The sequence below is a fragment of the Streptomyces sp. NPDC006332 genome, assembly GCF_040612855.1.
Classification (GTDB): Bacteria; Actinomycetota; Actinomycetes; order Streptomycetales; family Streptomycetaceae; genus Streptomyces.
Genome location: NZ_JBEXRA010000004.1, coordinates 140863 through 161827, shown reverse-complemented (window position 1 = coordinate 161827; position 20965 = coordinate 140863). Strand labels below are relative to the sequence as shown.

The window sequence follows — 20965 nt, the reverse complement described above, 5'->3', positions numbered from 1 at the left end:
GACCGGCCCCCGTGGACATGGACGTGGGCCGGACAGGGGGCTCGATGCCGACGGAAGGCCCCGACGCCGGGCATCGGCTTGCGCTCCCCTGGGTGGGGGCGCAAGCCGTGAGGGCGGAGCCCGACTGCTACTCGGGCTTGTGGTCCGGCCCGCCGAAGTCCGGGCTGGTGTAGTCCGGGCTCGTGAAGCTCGGGCGCGAGCCGCCGGCGCCTTCGTCCGGGCTGCTGAAACCGGGTCGGCCGTAGCCCAGGTGCGGCATGCGGCTGGTCGGTGCCGGTGGTTCCGTGTGGCGCAGAGCGGCGGTGCCGGGGTCAGCGAGTGCCTCTCGCAGAAACGGCATGATGCCGCGCTCCAACAGTGCCTCGCGCCAGTCTTCCCTGGCCCGGGTCACTTCCGCGCTCATCTCGCCGTACGCACCGGCCGCGAGCGCGGGCCTGTTGCGCAGGGCGGTGAGGAGCAGTCCGACGGCGGCGACGAGGATCGCGGCCGCGGTCACGGCGCCGAACACCCATCCGGTGGTGAGCATGGTCTGGGCGAACGCCGGCTCGGGGTCGAGCATCTTCAGGATGTAACCCACGAGCAGGAAGATCGCCGCGGCGGTTCCGGCCAGGACGGGTGCCAGGACAGCGACGACGGCGATGGCGCCCGCGCCGGTGGTCTCGGCGACCTCTCCCATGGTGGCGGCGAGCCCCATCGTGCCGGTGCCCGGATCCGCGGATCCGGTTTCGCGGTTGGACGACGGGGTGGACGGCGCCGGGTGGCGCAGTTCCTCGCGGACCTTCACGTAGTGCTGGTACTCGGTCGCCGCGGCCGCCGTGATGAGTGCGGTGGCGTTGAGCGCCATGGTGCGCAGCTGTTCCGGGTTGAGCCGTTGTCCGACCTCGGCCAGTTCCGGTCGGTGTGGTGCGGAGCGCAGCACCTCATCGAGGATCCGCTCGTAATCCTGGCGGTCCTCGCTCAGCAGGTGCTGCGGAACGCTGTTCATGTGCATCCCCCGATGCTCCGTAGGGCTTGGGGCTCGCACGCTGACGAGCCGTCGGGCAGAAACGGAGGGGAGCCTGCTACGGATAAGCCGATGGTAGAGCGATGACGGCACGGCGTGACAGGGGGTTTACCGAAAATGCCCTGTGGCCAGTGCCGTCGTCGGTCGGACCTCCGTGGGGGAGCGCCTGCCCTGTGAACGTTCAGATATCCAACGGCAGTTGCTGGACCAGCAGCTTTCCGGCCATGGTCACGCCACCGTCCATCGCGATGGCGAGTCCCTCGGCGTAGAGATGCGCCCCCTCGACCACGGGACCTGAGCTGTCGTCGCCGTCCTCGGAGCCGACCTGGCCCAGGAGGTACGGGATGGGGCTGTGGCCGTGGACGATCCGGGTGCCGCCGTACGTGTCGAGCAGGGAACGCACATGGTCGGGGCCGCCTTCGTCGCGGAAGGAGAAGCGCCTGGTGAACTTGCGGAACAGGTCCCACACCTCGTCCGCGTCATTGCGCGTGATCGTCTCGCGAACGGTGTCGTTGACTGCTTCGATCGAGTCGCCGTAGTCGAGGTAGGCCGTGGTGTCGGAGTGCACGAGCAGATGGCCGTCGACCTCCTCCATGGCGTCGAGGCGGGCCATCCACTGCAGATGGTGGTCCTGGAGACGGTCCATGTCGGTCTTCTGACCGCCGTTGAGCAGCCAGGCCGCCTGGAAGGTGGCGGTGCCCGCGCCGGAGTTGACGGGGGTGTCGCCGAACCGCTTGGCACCGAGCAGCAGCAGCTCGTGGTTTCCCATGAGCGCCTTGCAGTAGCCGCCTGCCGCGGCGGCCTCGGCGGACAGCCGCATCACGAGGTCGATGACGCCGATGCCGTCCGGGCCGCGGTCGGTGAAGTCGCCGAGGAACCACAGCCGGGCGGTGCCCGCGCACCAGTTGCCCGCGGCGTCCAGGAGCCCCTTCTCCTGGAGGGCGCCCACCAACTCGTCGAGGTAACCGTGCACGTCTCCGACGACGAACAGCGGGCCGGGGCCGGCCGTCGGCTGCGAGGCCGGGAGGGGCTCGGGATCGACGGGCGTCTGAAGCGTGTCTTCCCGGTTGATGACCGGCAGGTCGCGCTCCGTGGGGGTGTAGCCCTCCGGGTGCTGCAGCGGTTCCTCGACCGGGCTGACCGTGTCACCGGCGTGCACGCCCTGCGGGTACGGACCGGTCTCATGGACGTACGCGGGCACCCGGAAGTCGCGCAACGTCGCCGTCCGCTCCACCTCGGGTCCCTGACCGGCCCCCTGAGTCATCAGACCCCTCCACCATCGCGCCGCACCTGCACCGCATCGGACTGCCTGGTCGCAGCGGCCCGCGGTGTCGTGCGCCCATCATAGGAACGCGGATCGCGCCGTGTGATGACCCAGGGGTGGTGAATCCAAGCAAGACTCCAGTTCATCGCGGCTTTCGCCCCGATTGCGCAGGTCTTCGACCGCCCTGTGACCAACGTCGCTGCGGTGGCGACGGCCCTTGTCCCGCCGCGCGGAACGCGCTTGCCATCCCCCGAACGTCGCGGCGCTACTTCTCCTCGGGTGACCGCGGCGGGCTGACCGTCGTCCGCGGCGGACGTCGCTGGGACGAGGTACGCACGATCAGCTCCGTCGGTATCACCTGCTCGACCGGCTGGTCGGACGCGACCCCCTCGATGGCGTCGATGAGGAGCTGGACGACGGCCGTGCCGATATGGCGCGGCTTCAGCGAGAGCGTGGTGATGGGGGGCTCGGTGTTGGCGTACACGGCGGATTCGCTGCAACACACCAGAAGCAGGTCGTCCGGTACGCGCAGCCCGTAGCGGCGGGCCGCGGCGAGCAGGTCGGTGCCGTTCGGGTCGAAGAGACCGTAGACGGCGTCGGGGCGGTCGGGGCGGGCGAGCAGCCGGTCGGCGGCGACGGCGCCCGCGCACGGATCGTGCGCGGGATAGGCCTCGTACACCGGATCCTGGCCCACGCGCTCGCACCAGCGCAGGTAAGCGGTGGTCGACAGATGGGTGTACGTGTCCGTGGTGGTTCCGGTCAGCAGACCGATCCGGCGGGCGCCGGCGTCGGCCAGGTGGTCGAGGATGCCGAGTACGGCGGCCTCGTGGTCGTTGTCGACCCAGGCGGTGACCGGGAGCGGGCCGGCCGGGCGACCGTCGGAGACGACCGGTAATCCCTGCCGGACCAGCTCGCTGACGACCGGGTCCTGGTCGGAGGGGTCGATGACGACCGTGCCGTCGAGGGCGACGTTCGACCACACGTCGTGTCGGGAGGTCGCGGGGAGGATGACGAGGGCGTAGCCGCGGGCGAGTGCGGCCGAGGTGGCGGCCCGTGCCATCTCCGCGAAGTACGCGAACTCGGTGAAGGTGAAAGGTTCATCCCCGTATGTCGTCACGGTCAGACCGATCAGTCCGGACTTGCCGGTACGGAGTGTGCGGGCGGCCGCCGACGGCCGGTACCCCAGCCGGTCGGCGACCTCGCGGACATGGCGTCGGGTGGCGTCCGGGAGCCTGCCCTTCCCGTTGAGGGCGTCGGAGACGGTCGTGATGGACACTCCGGCGGCGGCGGCGACGTCTCTGATGCCCGCTCGCCCCGGCCGACTGCCTCGCCGTGAGGTTTCCGCGCGGCTCACCTGGTGCTTCCCTGCTGCTGTCATGGCGAGCCGATAGTAGGGCTCATGCGGTGGGGTAGGGCGGACGCATATGCACGCGTTGACAGGCACGTTTCTGCAAGGGAGTAGTGGGTCAATTGCCTTGGAAACTAAGGTAGTTGAGTGATCCAGAAGTAGGACGTGACTTGTCGGCGCGCGTCGGCCTGCCAAGTATCTGATGTTTCGAAGCGGTCTCAACTCACCTTTACGGGGGACGCGCGCCACGGCGCGAGCTACCGGCGCGTAGATATATGTAGCAGCGCCCCTGGATTCGTATGCCTTCGTACGGTGATGCCCTTGATGGCGGTTACGACGTCGGCCATCGACGCCCGAGGTGAGGGCCGTCGGCGGACGAGGTCGCCGCGCACCTGTACGCAGCGGACCCGAATCCTCATAAGGTGAGGAGCATGGGAAGCCGGTGGTGCTGACGTCCGCCGGTGGTCACGAGGAGGACTGTGGTGAGCGAGACGAGCCCCAAGCTGCGTGCCGAGCTGGAGGGTATCCCCACCTATGTGCCGGGCAAGCCCGCCGCGGCCGGCGGCCCGGTCGCCTACAAGTTGTCCTCCAACGAGAACCCGTATCCGCCCCTGCCCGGCGTGCTGGAAACCGTGGCGGCCGCCGTCTCGTCGTTCAACCGCTACCCGGACATGGCCTGCACGGGCCTGATGAACGAACTCTCCGAGCGCTTCGCCGTTCCCCTGTCCGACCTGGCCACCGGTACCGGCTCGGTCGGGGTCGCGCAACAGCTGATCCAGGCGACCGCGGGGCCCGGCGACGAGGTGATCTACGCCTGGCGGTCCTTCGAGGCCTACCCGATCATCACGCGGATCAGTGGGGCCACGCCGGTGCAGGTGCCGCTGACGTCGGGCGATGTGCACGACCTGGACGCCATGGCGGACGCGATCACCGAGCGGACACGGCTGATCTTCGTCTGCAACCCCAACAACCCCACGGGCACGGTCGTACGGCGGGCCGAGCTGGAACGGTTCCTCGATCGGGTGCCCGGTGATGTGCTGGTCGTGCTGGACGAGGCGTACCGCGAGTTCATCCGCGACACCGAGGTGCCGGACGGCGTGGAGTTGTACCGCCGGCGGCCGAACGTCTGCGTTCTGCGCACGTTCTCCAAGGCGTACGGCCTCGCCGGCCTGCGTGTCGGCTTCGCGATCGCCCATGAGCCGGTGGCGGCGGCGCTCCGCAAGACCGCGGTGCCCTTCGGCGTGAGCCGGATCGCGCAGGACGCCGCGATCGCCTCGCTGCGGGCCGAGGACGAACTGCTCGGCCGGGTGGGCTCGCTGGTGTGCGAGCGCACCCGCGTGGTCGATGCGTTGCGGGCCCAGGGCTGGACGGTGCCGGAGACCCAGGCCAACTTCGTGTGGCTGCGGCTGGGGGAACGCACGGTCGAGTTCGCGCAGGTGTGCGAGCAGTCGGGGGTGATGGTCCGGCCGTTCGCGGGCGAGGGCGTGCGGGTCACGGTCGGCGAGACCGAGGCGAACGACATCTTCCTCAAGGCGGCGGAAGGGTTCCGCAAGGAGCTCTAGCCAGGCCTGCGACAGGGGGGTTTCCCGCGAGGGGGGACCCCCCTTCGAGTATCAAAAGTCCGTGCGTCATAATTGCTTGTGAATGTGAACGCATTCACAAAGCTGTCCCGATTGGTCGAGTGATGTGTGTAACAAACGGGACAAAGGGCCGCTGTACCTCGGCGACGTAAGGAGAGTGACGACGTGGAACTGGCTCTGGCGCCGGAGACCCTGGCGCGTTGGCAGTTCGGGATCACCACCGTCTACCACTTCCTTTTCGTCCCGCTGACGATCTCGCTGGCCGCTCTGACGGCCGGACTGCAGACCGCGTGGGTGCGCACGGAGAAGGAGAAGTACCTCAGGGCCACCAAGTTCTGGGGCAAGCTCTTTCTGATCAACATCGCGATGGGTGTGGTCACCGGCATCGTGCAGGAGTTCCAGTTCGGCATGAACTGGTCCGACTACTCACGCTTCGTCGGCGACGTCTTCGGCGCCCCGCTCGCCTTCGAGGCCTTGATCGCCTTCTTCTTCGAGTCCACCTTCATCGGCCTGTGGATCTTCGGCTGGGACAAGCTGCCCAAGAGGATCCATCTGGCGTGCATCTGGATGGTCTCGATCGGCACGATCCTGTCGGCGTACTTCATCCTGGCGGCCAACTCCTGGATGCAACACCCGGTCGGCTACCGGATCAACGAGGCGAAGGGACGAGCCGAGCTCACCGACTTCTGGCAGGTACTGACCCAGAACACCGCGCTCGCCCAGGCCTTCCACACCCTCTCCGCGGCCTTCCTCACCGGCGGCGCCTTCATGGTCGGCATCTCCGCCTTCCATCTGCTGCGCAAGAAGCACATCCGCGAGATGAAGACCTCGTTGCGCCTCGGCCTGGTGACCGTCGCCATCGGCGGCCTGCTCACCGCGGTCAGTGGGGACGTGCTCGGGAAGATCATGTTCGAGCAGCAGCCGATGAAGATGGCCGCCGCCGAGGCGCTGTGGGACGGCGAGGCACCCGCACCCTTCTCCGTCTTCGCCTACGGCGACGTCGACGCCGGCCACAACAAGGTCGCCGTAGAGATCCCGGGCCTGCTGTCCTTCCTCGCGAACGACGACTTCAGCTCGTACGTGCCGGGGATCAACGACGTCAACAAGTCCGAGCAGGAGAAGTTCGGTCCCGGTGACTACCGGCCCAACATCCCGGTCGCCTACTGGGGCTTCCGCTGGATGATCGGCTTCGGTATGGCGTCCTTCGCCATCGGGCTGGCCGGACTCTGGCTGACCCGCAAGAAGTTCCTGTTGCCGCAGCACCTCAGGGTCGGCGACGACGAGGTCCCGCATCTTGTCCTCCTCGGGAAGAAGGCGCTCGGCCCGAAGCTCACCACGTGGTACTGGCGCATAGCGATCTGGACCCTGGCCTTCCCGCTGATCGCCAACTCCTGGGGCTGGATCTTCACCGAGATGGGCCGCCAGCCGTGGGTCGTCTACGGCGTCCTGCAGACCCGGGACGCGGTCTCCCCCGGTGTCTCCCAGGGTGAGGTCCTCACCTCGATGATCGTCTTCACCAGCCTCTACGCCATCCTCGCCGTCGTCGAGGTCAAGCTGCTGGTGAAGTACGTGAAGGCCGGCCCGCCCGAACTCACCGAGGCTGACCTCAACCCGCCCACGAAGATCGGCGGCGACTCCCAGGACGCCGACAAGCCGATGGCCTTCTCCTACTAGGCCGAGGGAGCTGCACAGCCATGGAACTTCACGACGTCTGGTTCGTACTCATCGCCGTCCTGTGGACCGGCTACTTCTTCCTGGAGGGCTTCGACTTCGGGGTTGGTGTCCTCACCAAGCTGCTTGCCCGCGACCGGACCGAGAAGCGGGTGCTGATCAACACCATCGGCCCTGTCTGGGACGGTAACGAGGTGTGGCTGCTGACGGCCGGCGGTGCGACCTTCGCCGCCTTCCCCGAGTGGTACGCCACGCTCTTCTCCGGGTTCTACCTCCCACTCCTGCTGATCCTGGTCTGTCTGATCGTCCGGGGCGTCGCCTTCGAGTACCGGGTGAAGCGGCCCGAGGAGAACTGGCAGCGCAACTGGGAGACAGCGATCTTCTGGACGTCACTGATCCCGGCTTTTCTGTGGGGTGTGGCCTTCGGCAACATCGTGCGGGGCGTCAAGATCGACCGGAACTTCGACTACGTCGGCACCGTCTGGGACCTGCTCAACCCGTACGCGCTGCTCGGTGGGCTGGTGACCCTGACGCTGTTCACCTTCCACGGCGCGGTGTTCACAGCACTCAAGACCGTCGGGGACATCCGGGTGCGGGCGCGGAAGATGGCGTCGGTGATCGGTCTGGTCGCGGCGGTCCTGGCGCTGCTCTTCCTGCTGTGGACGCAGATCGACGGCGGGGACGGCAAGAGTCTGGTCGCCCTCGTCGTGGCGGTCGGCGCACTGGTCGCCGCCCTCGTGGCCAACCAGGCCGGGCGTGAGGGATGGTCGTTCGCGCTGTCCGGTGTCACCATCGTGGCCGCCGTGGCGATGCTGTTCCTGACGCTCTTCCCGAACGTCATGCCGTCCTCGCTCAATGAGGACTGGAACCTCACGGTCACGAACGCCTCGTCCAGCCCGTACACCCTGAAGATCATGACGTGGTGTGCGGCGATCGCCACGCCGATCGTCATGCTCTATCAGGGCTGGACCTACTGGGTGTTCCGCAAGCGGATCGGCACGCAGCACATCGCCGCCGACACCGCTCACTGAGTCCGACCGGGGGTGCGGGCGCCGTGGTTACCTGTTGTTTCATGTGAAACACGGTGGACGGCACCCCCTGGACCGAAGGGCATGTTTCACGTGAAACCGATCGATCCGCGTCTGATCCGGTACGCCCGCACCACTCGGCTCTTTCTGGCGGCGGTCGTCGGCCTGGGTGCCGTCGGTGCGGGACTGGTCATCGCGCAGGCGATGCTCATCGCCGAAGTGGTAGTGGGAGCTTTCCAGCACGGCATGTCCGTCGCCGGCCTCCGCACCCCCCTGCTGCTGTTGGTGGCCGTCGCGGCCGGTCGTGCCCTGGTCTCCTGGCTCACCGAACTCGCCGCGCACCGTGCGAGTGCGGCAGTGAAGTCGGAGCTGCGGGGGCGGCTGCTGGAGCGCGCTGTCTCACTGGGGCCCGGGTGGCTGAGCGGACAACGGACTGGATCACTGGTCGCGCTCGCCACGCGGGGGGTCGACGCCCTCGACGACTACTTCTCCCGCTATCTGCCGCAGTTGGGCCTGGCGGTGGTCGTGCCGGTGGCGGTGCTGCTGCGGATCGTCACCGAAGACTGGGTGTCCGCCGCCATCATCGTCGGGACCCTGCCACTCATTCCGGTCTTCATGGTGCTGATCGGCTGGGCCACACAGTCCCGAATGGATCGTCAGTGGCGGCTGCTGTCCCGGCTGTCCGGACACTTCCTGGACGTGGTGGCCGGCCTGCCGACTCTGAAGGTGTTCGGGCGGGCCAAGGCGCAGGCGGATTCCATCCGGCGCATCACCGGGGAGTACCGGCAGGCGACCATGCGGACGCTGCGGATCGCCTTCCTCTCTTCCTTCGCGCTGGAGTTGCTGTCGACGCTGTCCGTGGCCCTGGTCGCCGTGACCATCGGCATGCGGCTCGTGCACGGGGACATGGACCTGTACATCGGCCTGGTCATCCTGGTGCTCGCGCCCGAGGCGTATCTGCCGCTGCGGCAGGTGGGAGCGCAGTATCACGCGGCGGCTGAGGGGCTGGCCGCCGCTGAGGAGATCTTCTCGGTGCTCGAGACGCCGGTGCCGACCTCGGGCCGCGGCGCCGTGCCGGCGGGTGCCCTGACCTTCGAAGGGGTCACCGTCCGGTATGCCGACAGGTCGGCGGACGCGGTGACGGACGTGACCTTCGCCGTCGAGCCCGGGGAGACCGTCGCGCTCGTCGGGCCGAGCGGTGCGGGCAAGTCGACGCTGCTCAACGTGCTGCTGGGGTTTGTGCGGCCCAGCGAGGGCCGGGTCCTGATCGGGGGAGTGGATCTCGCCGAGGCCGATCTGGGGCAATGGCACTCACGGATCACATGGGTGCCACAGCGACCGCACCTGTTCGCCGGGACGATCGGCGAGAACGTGCGCCTCGCTCGTCCGGACGCCGATGACACCGCCGTACGGCGTGCCCTGGCCGACGCCGGTGCCCTGGAGTTCGTCGACGCGTTGCCGCTGGGCGCCGACACGGCGCTGGGCGAGGACGGGGCCGGGCTGTCCGCAGGCCAGCGGCAACGCCTCGCCCTGGCCCGCGCGTTTCTCGCCGACCGGCCGGTGCTGCTGCTCGACGAACCGACGGCGGCACTCGACGGGGCGACAGAGGCCGAGGTCGTGGAGGCGGTGCGGCGACTGTCCGAGGGACGGACCGTGCTGCTGGTGGTCCACCGGCCGGCGCTGCTCAGGGTGGCGGACCGGGTGGTACGGCTGACGGAGCCTCGTTCCCCCGTTCAGGTGCAGGGCGCGGCCCGGACGCCCGAGGCGGCTTCGACCGAGACGGGAGCCATTGCCGCTGCGGTAGGGCCCGAGACTGTCGTGCCGGTCTGCCAGGCTCAAGGCGTCCTCGCCCGCGTGCGCGCCCTGTCCGGCGCCCGGCGCGGACAGTTCGCTCTCGCCCTGATGCTGGGCAGTCTCGCGCTCGGTAGCGCCGTGGGCCTCATGGCCACCTCCGGGTGGCTCATCTCGCGGGCCTCACAGCAGCCGCCGGTGCTGTATCTGATGGTGGCCGTGACGGGGACGCGGGCCTTCGGGATCGGACGGGCGGTCTTCCGCTACGCCGAGCGTCTCGTGTCGCACGACGCCGTGCTGCGCATGCTGGCCGACACCCGCGTCAGCGTGTACCGGCGTCTGGAGCGGCTGGCGCCCGCCGGACTGCGGCGCACCCGGCGAGGCGACCTGCTGTCCCGGCTCGTCACTGACGTGGACGCCTTGCAGGACTACTGGTTGCGCTGGTTGCTGCCCGCCGGTGCCGCCGTCGTGGTGTCCGCCGCGTCCGTCGGCTTCACCGCCTGGCTGCTGCCGGAGGCCGGGGCCGCTCTCGCCGTCGGACTGCTGGCCGCCGGGGCGGGTGTCCCGCTGGTCACCGGTGCCGTCGCGCGACGGGCCGAGCGCAGGCTGGCCCCCGCGAGGGGAACCCTGGCCACCCGGGTGACCGACCTGCTCAGCGGGACGGCCGAGCTGACCGTCGCCGGTGCGCTGCCCGGGCGGACCACCGAGGCGCGACGGGCCGACGGGACGCTCACCCGGATCGCCTCGCGCATGGCCGCCGCCACCGCGCTCGGTGACGGACTCACCGCGCTGATCTCCGGCCTGACCGTCGTCGCGAGCGCGCTCGTGGGCGCCCAGGCGGTCGCCGACGGGCGGTTGGGCGGCGTGGCCATGGCGGTCGTCGTCCTGACCCCGCTGGCCGCCTTCGAGGCGGTCCTCGGGCTGCCGCTCGCCGTGCAGTACCGCCAGCGGGTGCGCAAGAGCGCTGAGCGTGTGTACGAGGTGCTGGACGCGCCCGAGCCGGTACGGGAGCCGGAGCGCCCCCGGCAGGCACCCGCGTCCCCATTCCCTGTCGTCGTGAAGGGCCTGACCGCCCGGCACGCCGGGCAGGACCGGGACGCTCTCGCCGGAGTCGACCTCGCTCTGGAGGAGGGACGCCGGATCGCCGTGGTCGGGCCGTCCGGGTGCGGCAAGACGACGCTCGCACAGGTGCTGCTGCGGTTCCTGGACGCCCAGGCGGGCTCGTACACCCTGGGCGGCGTGGACGCCTACGCGCTGGACGGTGACGACGTACGGCGGCTCGTCGGCCTGTGCGCGCAGGACGCGCACCTCTTCGACAGCTCGGTGCGCGAGAACCTCCTGCTCGCCAGGAAGGACGCCGGCGAGGACGAAGTCCGGGAAGCGCTGCGTCGGGTTCGGCTGCTCGACTGGGCCGACGCTCTGCCCGACGGTCTGGACACGCTGATCGGCGAGCACGGAGCACGGCTGTCGGGCGGCCAGCGGCAGCGGTTGGCGCTGGCCCGGGCGCTGCTGGCCGACTTCCCCGTCCTCGTGCTCGACGAGCCCGCCGAGCATCTTGACCTGCCGACGGCCGACGCGCTCACCTCCGACTTGCTGGCCGCCACTGAGGGCCGGACGACCCTGCTCATCACCCACCGGCTGGCCGGCCTGACGGCCGTCGACGAGGTGATCGTGCTGGAGGAGGGGCGTGTGGTGCAGCGGGGGGCCTACGCGGAACTGGCGGCGGCGCATGGTCCGTTGCGGGGGATGGCGGAGCGGGAGGCGGCGGCGGACCGCCTGGTGGGAGCGCGGTAGGAGCAGACCCGTCGGCGGGATGCCATCTGCCGGCAAGGCCGGTGTGCGAGGGACAGCCGATTCGGTTCGACGAACCGTCACAATGACGAACCGTCACAATGACGAACGGGCACAAGGACGAGGCACGACGGGCGCAAGGACGGGGCACGACGGGCGGTGTGGCAGGCTCCGCACTGAGCCATCTGCCGCAACCGGTCCCCCGGCCGCAGGACTTGAACAGGACGCGCTCCCGTTGCCGGGACACGATCGCTGATATGCGCTCACCTCGTCGTCATCCGCTGCTCGTTCCGGCGCTGCTGTGCGCGTTCGCGGTGCTGGCGGCCCGTCCCATCTACGCCGCCGACGGCGAAGGGGAGGGTGGGCAGGATGCCGCGGCGTTGGGGCTCAGCGCGCAGGTGGCCCAGCTCTACGAGGACGCGGCCCTCGCCACCCAGCGGTACGAGGCGGGCCGCCGCGAGGCCGACACTAGACGGGTGCAGGTGCAGCGGGCCGAGGCCCTTCTCGAGCGTGAGCGGCGGGAGATCGCCGTGCTCCATGAGGACCTGGGACGGATCGCACGGGCCCAGTACCGCAGTGGCGGTGGGATGCCGCTGGCAGCGCAGATCATCCTGGCCGACAGCCCCGACGACCTGATGCGCGGTCAGCACGTCTTCTCCCAGTCGCAGCTCACGGTCGACAACGCGATCGACAAGAGCCGCCGGGCCGAGAGCCGACTGACCGCGGACGAGCAGAAAGCGGCGGCTGCCTGGCAGGACCTTGAGCGGCGGAGCTCCGAACTCGCCGACCTGAAGAAGGACATCGAGCGGAAGCTGGAGCAGGCGCGGTGGCAGTTGCAGGGGCAGGCCGACGCCTCCGTCGCGGCGGGTTCCTGCCGCGGGGCTGTCCGGCTGGACCAGCCGTCGGCGGCCGTCACGAGCGCGTGGGTCGCCCCGGTGGAGTCGTACCAGCTGTCCGCCGGTTTCGGCAGTGGTGGTGCCCGGTGGGCCAGACGGCACACCGGGCAGGACTTCGCGGTGCCGATCGGCACGCCCGTCCGGGCGGTGGGCGCCGGGCGCGTGGTGAAGGTGTCGTGCGGCGGCGCCTTCGGCATCGAGGTGGTCGTCAAGCACGCGGGCGGCTACTACACCCAGTACGCCCATCTCGCCGCCGTCACTGTCGACCAGGGCGATCAGGTGAGCCCCGGCCGGTGGATCGGACAGTCGGGCACGACCGGCAACTCCAGCGGCCCGCATCTGCACTTCGAGGTGCGGGTCACGCCGGAGATGGGGTCGGCGGTGGATCCGGTGCCGTGGTTGTCGGCGCGAGGCGTACCGGTGGGATGAGGGCCGCACGGGCTCCGGGGTCAATCGGGGCCTGATGGGGGCCGGTGAGTTCCTGGTGGGGCCCAGTGTGGGCGCCCGACCGTCTCCGGCTCTGCGTCCGCTCTATCCTCGCTCCGCCAGCAGCCGCTCGATCACGACGGCCACCCCGTCGTCGTTGTTGGCGACGGTCCGTCCGGAGGCCGCAGCGATCACATCCGGGTGTGCGTTGCCCATCGCGTACGACCGGCCCGCCCACGTGAGCATCTCGACGTCGTTCGGCATGTCCCCGAAGGCGACGACTTCCTCGTGTGAGATCCCGCGCTCGGCGCAGCACAGGGCGAGCGTGCTGGCCTTGGAGACCTCGGGGCCGCTGATCTCCAGCAGGGCGCTGGGGCTGGAGCGGGTCACGTTCGCGCGCTCACCGATGGCGAGGCGGGCGAGGGTGAGAAAGGCGTCCGGGTCGACGGTGGGGTGGTACGCGAGGATCTTGAGGACGGGTTCGTCGGCACCGGGGGCGTCCGGCGCCAACAACTCCTCGGCCGGTGCGAGGAAGTCGGGAATCTCCATGTGAAGCTTCGGATAGTCGGGCTCCTGGTAGAAGCCGTACGTCTGCTCCACCGCGCACACCGTGCCGGGCGCCGCCTCGCGCAGCAGCCGTACGGCGGCCAGCGCGTTCTTCCGGGGCAGCTCCCGCACCTTCACGAACCGGTGGGCACCCGGGCCGCCGTGCAGATCGACCACGGCCGCGCCATTGCCGCAGATCGCCAGGCCGTGGCCGTGGACATGGTCGCTGACGACATCCATCCAGCGGGCCGGGCGGCCGGTGACGAAGAAGACCTCGATGCCCGCCTCCTCGGCGGCGGCGAGGGCCGCGACGGTGCGCGGCGAGACCGACTTGTCGTCGCGCAGCAGGGTGCCGTCCAGATCGGTGGCGATCAGTCGCGGCGGAACGGCGGCGGCCGGGGTTTCGGGCTGTCGAGTCGCTGAGGTCACCAGGCCATTCTCCAGCAGATCACCCGCACGTCCGTGCGGAGACCGCACAGGATCGAAGCCACCGCCTCTCACCTGCACCGTCACCGCAACTGGGCGGGCGCTTCCATGGCGATCTGCTCGAAGACCTTCTCGTCGACGGCGAAGTCCGATTCGGAGATGGGCCAGTGGATCACGATCTCGGTGAACCCCAGATCCTGGTGCCGGCCTGCGAAGTCCACGAACGCGTCGAGGGACTGGAGTGGACGGTCGCGGTCCGGGGTGAAGCCGGTCAGCAGGACCCTGTCCAGCTCGCGCACGTCCCGCCCGACCGCGGCACACGCGTCGGCCAGCTTCTCCGTCTGCCCACGAAGGGCCTGAACCGACTGCTCAGGAGTGCCGTTCTCGTACAGCTTGGGGTCGCCGGTGGTCACCCAGGCCTGCCCGTACCGAGCGGCGAGCTCGAGTCCACGCGGCCCGGTCGCGGCCACCGCGAACGGCAGCCGGGGGCGCTGGAGGCAGCCGGGGATGTTGCGCGCCTCGTGCGCCGAGTAGTGGTCGCCCTCGTACGACACTCCCTTGGGGCCGTCCTCGGTCAGCAGCCGGTCGAGGAGCGACACGAACTCGGCAAAGCGATCGGCTCGCTCCCGCGGGGTCCACGGTTCCTGTCCGAGCACCGTGGCGTCGAAGCCGGTGCCGCCCGCGCCGATACCGAGCGTGACTCGCCCGTCGGAGATGTCGTCCAGGGAGATCAGCTCCTTGGCGAGGGTCACCGGGTGCCGGAAGTTCGGCGAGGTCACGAGCGTTCCGAGGCGCAGAGTGTCGGTGGCACCCGCGGCGGCGGTCAGCGTCGGGACGGCACCGAACCAGGGCCCGTCGCGGAAACTGCGCCAGGACAGGTGGTCGTAGGTGTAGGCGGTGTGGAAGCCGAGCTGCTCAGCGCGCTGCCATGCCGAACGGCCGCCCTCGTGCCAACGACGGTACGGAAGGATCACGGTGCTCAGACGCAGACTCATGGTTCGAGCGTATGCGGACGAGCGAGTTCCACATAAAACGGTCACACACGGTCATCGCGCGCGTTCGCTGAGCCAAGGGGCGGGCTTGATCATCGACTGCGCGCGAGCCGTCAGTGCGGCTCGGGAAACCGCAGGTACTGCGGGGGCACGGCCTTCGTCAGCCACACTCCGTTGGCGCTGACCTGGAAGGCAAGGCCGTCCCGGTGCATGGCGCCCGCGTCCACCGACAGCACGACGGGTCGGCCGCGGCGGGCTCCGACGCGGGTCGCGGTCTCCCGGTCGGGCGAGAGATGCACGTCGTGCCGGTTCATGGGCCGCAGTCCCTCCCTACGGATCGCGTCCAGAGGGCGGTTCGTCGTCCCGTGGTAGAGAAACGGCGGCGGGATCGCCGGTGCCAGCCCGAGGTCGATGTCGATGCTGTGACCCTGGCTGGCGCGGATCCGGGTGCCGTCCACCGCGAAGCGCTGCTTGTCGTTGGCGGCGACCACGTGGTCCAGCTCGTCCCGGCCGAACGGGAAACCGTGCGCCGTGGCCGCGGCGATCAGTTCGTCGATCTCGACCCATCCGCCCTCGTCGAGGACGAGCCCGATCCGTTCCGGCTGGTGCCGAAGGTGCTTCGAGAGGTACTTGGACACCTTCACGGTCCGTCTCTCGATCCTCTCCTTCTCGTTCTTGTTCATCCCACGAGCGTGCCGGGAGAGATCTGAATCACGCGAATGATTTTGCTCCCGATGTTTGATCCACAGCCAAGTGTGGTTATCCACAGGGGAATTGGCGATTCTGTGGACAACTGGCCTTGAAGCAAGGCGGCTTCGTCAAGGTCAACTAACGGGCGGTGGCTTGGAGCGATCAGGTCCAAGGCCGGGGCCCGCACCTCTTGTTCGGCGGTCAGCCGCATGACATCAGTGGCGCGCTCCGCGCCAACCAGCGCCTCTATGGCCCGGATTGGCTCCCTCGGCATCGTCAGGAAACTCGTCCGATCCTCAGGTGGCGGGGCTGCTTCCGCTCCTGGTGCACCACAGGTGCAGCACCACGAACAGGCATGTAATCCAGGCGAGTTCGATGTCCACCGCCTGCTGCGAGAGGGGCGCAGTCGTCGTAAGAGTGAGGCCGTCACGGCCGCGTCCGCAGGTCGGAAGGTGTGGCCTGCCACAACGCAGCCGAAACGTCCTCGATGGTGAACTCCAGTGCGCGGGAGGCGACGTGTGAGACCTGGCCCCTCAACTCCCTGCAGTGGACCCCCGATCACGGTGCCTCACAGCGGCGGATCCACCCGTGCGACAGCCCTCAACACCCCCGGCATGAAGCGGGACATGAGGCGGCCTCCCCGGGCTTCTGGCGTCACCGGGACCACCGCCTCGTTGCGCACCACCGCCCGCAGGATCGCATCGGCGACCTTCTCCGGCGGGTAGTTGCGCCGCCCGTACAGACGCGCGGCACGCTGCTGGCGCCGCTTCTCCTCGGCGGCGTCCACGCCCGCGAACCGCGCGGTGGAGGTGATGTTGGTGTTGACGATGCCGGGGCAGATCGCGCTCACCCCGATGCCCTGGCCGGCCAGTTCCGCGCGCAGGCACTCGCTGAGCATCAGCACCGCCGCCTTGGAAGTGCTGTAGGCGGGCAGCACTTTGGAGGGCAAGTACGCCGCCGCCGACGCGGTGTTGACGATGTGTCCGCCCTGCCCGCGCTCGGCCATCTGCCTGCCGAAGAGCCGGCAGCCGTGGATCACGCCCCACAGGTTGACGTCGAGAACCTTCCTCCAGTCCTCGGAGGTGGTGTCGAAGAAGGAGCCGGACAGGCCGATACCGGCGTTGTTCACCAGGACGTCCACCACGCCGTACTCGGCGGCGACCTTCGCGGCGAGTTCCTCCATGGCCTGCTCGTCCGAGACGTCGACCGTCTCCGCCCAGGCCTCGGAGGCGCCGAGCAGCCGGGACAACTCGGCGGTCCGGAGCGCTGCCTCCGCGTCCCGGTCGACAGCCAGCACGCGCGCGCCGGACTCGGCGAACGCGAGCGCGGTGGCTCGCCCGATGCCGCTGCCCGCGCCGGTGACCAGGACGAGTTGCCCACCGAATCGCTCGGCGTACGCGCCCATCGCCTTTCTGGCAGTCGGTCCTCCGCGTTCCACCGACGTCACGAACTCGGTGATCCAGGCCGTCAGTTGGTCGGGACGGGTACGAGGGATCCAGTGCTTCGCCGGCAGCACCCGACGGGTCAACTGCGGAGCCCACCGCTCCAGTTCGTCGTAGAGCCGCTCCGACAGGAACGCGTCTCCCAGGGGCGTGATGAGCTGCACGGGGGCGTGCGCGTAGGCGTCCGGGCGCGGACGGCGCAACCGGGCGCGGACGTTGTCGCGGTACAGCCATGCCCCGTGCACCGCGTCCACCGGCAGCGACGGGGTCGGGTAGCCGCCGCCGGGGACCTTCTCGACGCGCTCCAGGATGCGGGGCCAGCGCTTGCCGAGCGGGCCGCGCCAGGCCAGCTCCGGCAGCCCGGGCGTGTGCAGAAGGTACACGTACCAGGACTTGGCGCCCTGGCCGAGCAGCTGGCCGACCCGGCGCGGAGTGGGGCGCGTGAGGCGCTCGTTGATCCAGTGGCCGAAGTGGTCGAGGGAGGGGCCGGACATCGAGGTGAACGAGGCGATCCGGCCCTTGGCTCGTTCGACCGTGACGAACTCCCAGGACTGCACCGAGCCCCAGTCGTGCCCCACCAGGTGCACCGGCCGGTCCGGGCTCACCGCGTCCGCGACGGCCAGGAAGTCGTCCGTCAGCTTCTCCAGCGTGAACCCACCGCGCAGCGGCTTCGGGGCAGTGGACCGGCCGTGTCCGCGGACGTCGTAGAGCACGACGTGGAAGCGCTCGGCGAGCCGGGGCGCGACTTCGGACCACACCTCCTTGCTGTCCGGATAGCCGTGCACCAGGACGACCGTCGGCGCCGAGCGGTCCCCCAGCTCGGCGACGCACAACTCGACCCCGCCGGTCCGTACCCGGTGCTCGCGCGCGCCGTGCGCCCCGGTCGATCCCGCCTGCGAAAGGCCCGTCACATGTCCTCCGCCCAGTGCCCCGGTCTCCCACGCTCGAACGAGCTCGCGCGGACCCGACGCGGACCGTGCGGTCCCCGGACCAGGCGAAAGGCAGGCCCGCCGTAGTCATGCCACCGCCCCACCCGTCCACCTCGGCCGCACGTCGATGCGGTACGTGCCCGTAACCTGACACCGGCGAATGTGACAGTCGTCGAAGGCCCGGTCAATAGGCCCTCCCCGGGGCTGTGGACAACCGGGCGGATGTGGACAACCCGGCCCCGGGATAGGCGACCTCAGCGTGACCCCTAGGGCCCCGTACGACTCCAGGTTGATACGAAGACAGCTCTGCGGAGTGACGACCGGCGTGGCCCGCGTCACTAGGGTCGAAGACGTGACTGTGATCGCGACCGAAAGCCTGAGCAAGCGGTTCCCCCGGGTGACCGCGCTTGACCGGCTCTCCGTGGACGTCGGGCCCGGTGTGACCGGACTCGTCGGAGCCAACGGAGCCGGCAAGTCCACACTGATCAAGATCCTGCTGGGTCTGTCCCCCGCCACCGAGGGCCGCGCCAAGGTGCTCGGCCTCGATGTCGCCACCAAAGGCGCCGACATCCGCGAGCGGGTCGGCTACATGCCGGAACACGACTGCCTGCCGCCGGACGTCTCGGCCACCGAGTTCGTCGTCCACATGGCGCGCATGTCCGGCCTGCCGCCGACCGCCGCGCGCGAGCGCACCGCGGACACGCTGCGCCACGTCGGCCTGTACGAGGAGCGCTACCGCCCCATCGGCGGCTACTCCACCGGCATGAAACAGCGCGTGAAACTCGCGCAGGCCCTGGTCCACGACCCGCAGCTGGTCTTCCTGGACGAGCCGACCAACGGCCTCGACCCCGTCGGCCGGGACGAGATGCTCGGCCTCATCCGCCGCATCCACACCGACTTCGGCATCTCGGTCCTGGTCACCTCCCACCTGCTGGGCGAGCTGGAACGCACCTGCGACCACGTGGTCGTCGTCGACGGCGGCAAGCTTCTGCGCTCCAGCTCCACCACCGACTTCACGCAGACCACCACGACCCTCGCGATCGAGGTCACCGACACCGACGAGCACCCCGACGGCACCCGCGCGGTGCGCGAGGCGCTCCACGCACGCGGGGTCGAGGTCGTCGACAGCGGCGGTGGCCTGCCCGGCGCCGGCCATGTGCTGCTGCTCACCGCACAGGGCGAGGAGACATACGACCTGATCCGCGACGTGGTCGCCGACCTCGGCCTCGGCCTGGTGCGCATGGAACAGCGTCGGCACCACATATCGGAAGTCTTCACGGACAGCGACGAACAGCGTGACACGGAGCGGAAGGAGGCGGTCGGCCATGGCAACTGAGCACCCCGTAGCAACACCCTCAGGTGACCAGACCCGCATCCACAACATCGGCTACCGCGCCTACGACGGCCCGCGCCTCGGCCGCGCCTACGCCCGCCGCTCCCTCTACTCGCAGTCCCTGCGCGGCGCCTACGGCCTCGGCCGCTCGGTCAAGTCCAAGGTGCTGCCGATGCTGCTGTTCGTGGTGATGTGCGTGCCCGCGGCCATCATGGTGGCCGTCGCGGTCGCCACGAAGGCCAAGGAACTGCCCCTCGACTACACGCGCTACGCGATCGTCATGCAGGCCGTCATCAGCCTGTACGTCGCCTCGCAGGCACCCCAGTCCGTCTCGCGGGACCTGCGCTTCAAGACCGTACCGCTGTACTTCTCGAGGCCCATCGAGACCGCCGACTACGTGCGCGCGAAGTTCGCGGCGCTGGCCTCGGCGCTGTTCGTCCTCACCGCCGCCCCGCTGCTGGTGCTTTATGTGGGCGCCCTGCTGGCCAAACTCGACTTCGCGGACCAGACCGAGGGATTCGCTCAGGGACTGGTCTCCGTGGCACTGCTCTCGCTCCTGTTCGCCGGCCTCGGCCTGGTCATCGCGTCGGTCACTCCCCGCCGCGGCTTCGGGATCGCGGCCGTGATCGCGGTCCTGACCATCTCCTACGGCGCCGTCTCCACGCTCCAGGCCATCGCCCAGGCGCAGAACAGCACCGGATCCATCGCCTGGATGGGCCTCTTCTCGCCCATCACGCTCATCGACGGAGTGCAGTCCGCGTTCCTGGGCGCCAGTTCCGCGTTCCCCGGAGGAGTTGGCCCGACGAACGGGGAGGGCGTGATCTACGTCCTCGCCACCCTCGGCATGATCGCCGCCTGCTACGGCCTCCTGCTGCGTCGCTACCGAAAGGTCGGACTGTGACCACGCTCAACATCGACCACGTCTCGCGCTGGTTCGGCAACGTGGTCGCCGTCAACGACATCACCATGACCGTCGGACCCGGTGTCACAGGTCTCCTCGGCCCCAACGGCGCCGGCAAGTCCACCCTCATCAACATGATGGGCGGCTTTCTGGCCCCTTCCACCGGCACCGTCACCCTCGACGGACAGCAGGTGTGGCGCAACGAGGCGATCTACCAGCACATCGGTATCGTCCCCGAGCGCGAGGCCATGTACGACTTCCTCACGGGACGCGAATTCGTCGTCGCCAACGCGGAGTTGCACGGCCTGGGCGCCAAGGCCGCCCAGAAGGCGCTGGCCACGGTCGAGATGGAGTACGCGCAGGACCGCAAGATCTCGACGTACTCCAAGGGCATGCGGCAGCGCGTGAAGATGGCGAGCGCCCTCGTCCACGACCCGTCGCTGCTCCTGCTGGACGAGCCCTTCAACGGCATGGACCCGCGTCAGCGCATGCAGCTCATGGACCTGCTGCGGCGCATGGGCGACGAGGGCCGCACGGTGCTGTTCTCGTCCCACATCCTCGAAGAGGTCGAGCAGTTGGCCTGGCACATCGAGGTCGTGGTCGCCGGTCGGCACGCGGCCAGCGGTGACTTCCGCAAGATCCGCCGCCTGATGACCGACCGCCCGCACCGCTACCTGGTGCGCTCCAGTGACGACCGGGCCCTCGCGGCCGCGCTGATCTCCGACCCGTCGACCTCCGGCATCGAAGTCGACCTCGCCGAGGGCGCGTTGCGTATCCAGGCCGTCGACTTCGGCCGGTTCACGGCCCTGCTGCCGAGGGTCGCGAGGGACCACGGCATCCGGCTGCTCGCGGTCTCGCCGTCCGACGAGTCCCTCGAGTCCGTCTTCTCGTATCTCGTCGCGGCGTAG

Annotated in this window: 15 protein-coding genes; 8 read left to right on the top strand and 7 right to left on the bottom strand. The window is 69.5% G+C overall.

All coding sequences use genetic code 11. The annotated features are described in order from the left end of the window. Positions 1–127 precede the first annotated feature (127 nt). The 3 genes from ABZ027_RS05790 to ABZ027_RS05780 form a co-directional block, all read right to left on the bottom strand. Positions 128–991 (bottom strand): hypothetical protein, encoded by an 864-nt coding sequence (locus ABZ027_RS05790; protein WP_356764709.1) that lies wholly within the window; start codon positions 989–991, stop codon positions 128–130. Between the two features lie 193 nt (positions 992–1184). Then, on the bottom strand, positions 1185–2267 hold the full coding sequence (locus tag ABZ027_RS05785) for a metallophosphoesterase (RefSeq protein WP_356764707.1): 1083 nt from the start codon (positions 2265–2267) through the stop codon (positions 1185–1187). Positions 2268–2532: 265 nt separating this feature from the next. After that, positions 2533–3645, bottom strand: a complete 1113-nt coding sequence (locus tag ABZ027_RS05780) for a LacI family DNA-binding transcriptional regulator (protein ID WP_356764705.1) — start codon at positions 3643–3645, stop codon at positions 2533–2535. Between the two features lie 452 nt (positions 3646–4097). On the opposite strand from ABZ027_RS05780, the gene hisC reads away from it, so the two are divergent. From hisC to ABZ027_RS05755, 5 genes are all read left to right on the top strand, one after another. Continuing rightward, a complete protein-coding gene (gene hisC / locus ABZ027_RS05775) occupies positions 4098–5177 on the top strand; it encodes a histidinol-phosphate transaminase (RefSeq protein WP_356764703.1) in 1080 nt (359 codons plus the stop codon). Positions 5178–5360: 183 nt separating this feature from the next. Continuing rightward, entirely contained in the window at positions 5361–6869 is a 1509-nt protein-coding gene (locus tag ABZ027_RS05770; protein WP_356764701.1) for a cytochrome ubiquinol oxidase subunit I, read from the top strand. Between the two features lie 20 nt (positions 6870–6889). Beyond that, positions 6890–7897: a cytochrome d ubiquinol oxidase subunit II gene (gene cydB / locus ABZ027_RS05765; protein ID WP_356764699.1), complete on the top strand. Its 1008-nt coding sequence runs from the start codon at positions 6890–6892 to the stop codon at positions 7895–7897. Positions 7898–7987: 90 nt separating this feature from the next. Further along, positions 7988–11479 carry a thiol reductant ABC exporter subunit CydD gene (gene cydD / locus ABZ027_RS05760; RefSeq protein WP_356764697.1) on the top strand — a complete coding sequence of 1164 codons (3492 nt, stop codon included), beginning with the start codon at positions 7988–7990 and terminating at the stop codon, positions 11477–11479. 254 nt (positions 11480–11733) lie between these two features. Continuing rightward, the gene (locus ABZ027_RS05755) at positions 11734–12801 is read left to right on the top strand and encodes a peptidoglycan DD-metalloendopeptidase family protein (RefSeq protein ID WP_356764695.1); all 1068 of its coding nucleotides are present in this window, start codon (positions 11734–11736) and stop codon (positions 12799–12801) included. 102 nt (positions 12802–12903) lie between these two features. Here ABZ027_RS05755 and ABZ027_RS05750 read toward each other — a convergent pair whose 3' ends face one another. From ABZ027_RS05750 to ABZ027_RS05735, 4 genes are all read right to left on the bottom strand, one after another. Continuing rightward, a complete protein-coding gene (locus ABZ027_RS05750; protein WP_356764693.1) occupies positions 12904–13773 on the bottom strand; it encodes a Cof-type HAD-IIB family hydrolase in 870 nt (289 codons plus the stop codon). An 80-nt stretch (positions 13774–13853) separates the two neighbouring features. Then, complete coding sequence (locus tag ABZ027_RS05745) at positions 13854–14765, bottom strand: LLM class flavin-dependent oxidoreductase (RefSeq protein ID WP_356764691.1); 912 nt, start codon at positions 14763–14765, stop codon at positions 13854–13856. A 110-nt stretch (positions 14766–14875) separates the two neighbouring features. Next, positions 14876–15445, bottom strand: coding sequence for an RNA 2'-phosphotransferase (locus ABZ027_RS05740; protein WP_356764689.1), 570 nt, complete (start codon positions 15443–15445; stop codon positions 14876–14878). A gap of 575 nt (positions 15446–16020) precedes the next feature. Next, on the bottom strand, positions 16021–17805 hold the full coding sequence (locus ABZ027_RS05735; protein WP_356764687.1) for an SDR family oxidoreductase: 1785 nt from the start codon (positions 17803–17805) through the stop codon (positions 16021–16023). 376 nt (positions 17806–18181) lie between these two features. Between ABZ027_RS05735 and ABZ027_RS05730 the strand changes: the two genes are divergently transcribed. The 3 genes from ABZ027_RS05730 to ABZ027_RS05720 are packed head-to-tail and all read left to right on the top strand — an operon-like array spanning position 18182 to position 20965. Continuing rightward, positions 18182–19159 (top strand): ABC transporter ATP-binding protein, encoded by a 978-nt coding sequence (locus ABZ027_RS05730; protein ID WP_356764916.1) that lies wholly within the window; start codon positions 18182–18184, stop codon positions 19157–19159. After that, the gene (locus tag ABZ027_RS05725) at positions 19149–20057 is read left to right on the top strand and encodes an ABC transporter permease (protein WP_356764685.1); all 909 of its coding nucleotides are present in this window, start codon (positions 19149–19151) and stop codon (positions 20055–20057) included. Before ABZ027_RS05730 ends, ABZ027_RS05725 begins: the two co-directional genes overlap by 11 nt. Next, complete coding sequence (locus ABZ027_RS05720) at positions 20054–20965, top strand: ABC transporter ATP-binding protein (protein ID WP_356764683.1); 912 nt, start codon at positions 20054–20056, stop codon at positions 20963–20965. Before ABZ027_RS05725 ends, ABZ027_RS05720 begins: the two co-directional genes overlap by 4 nt.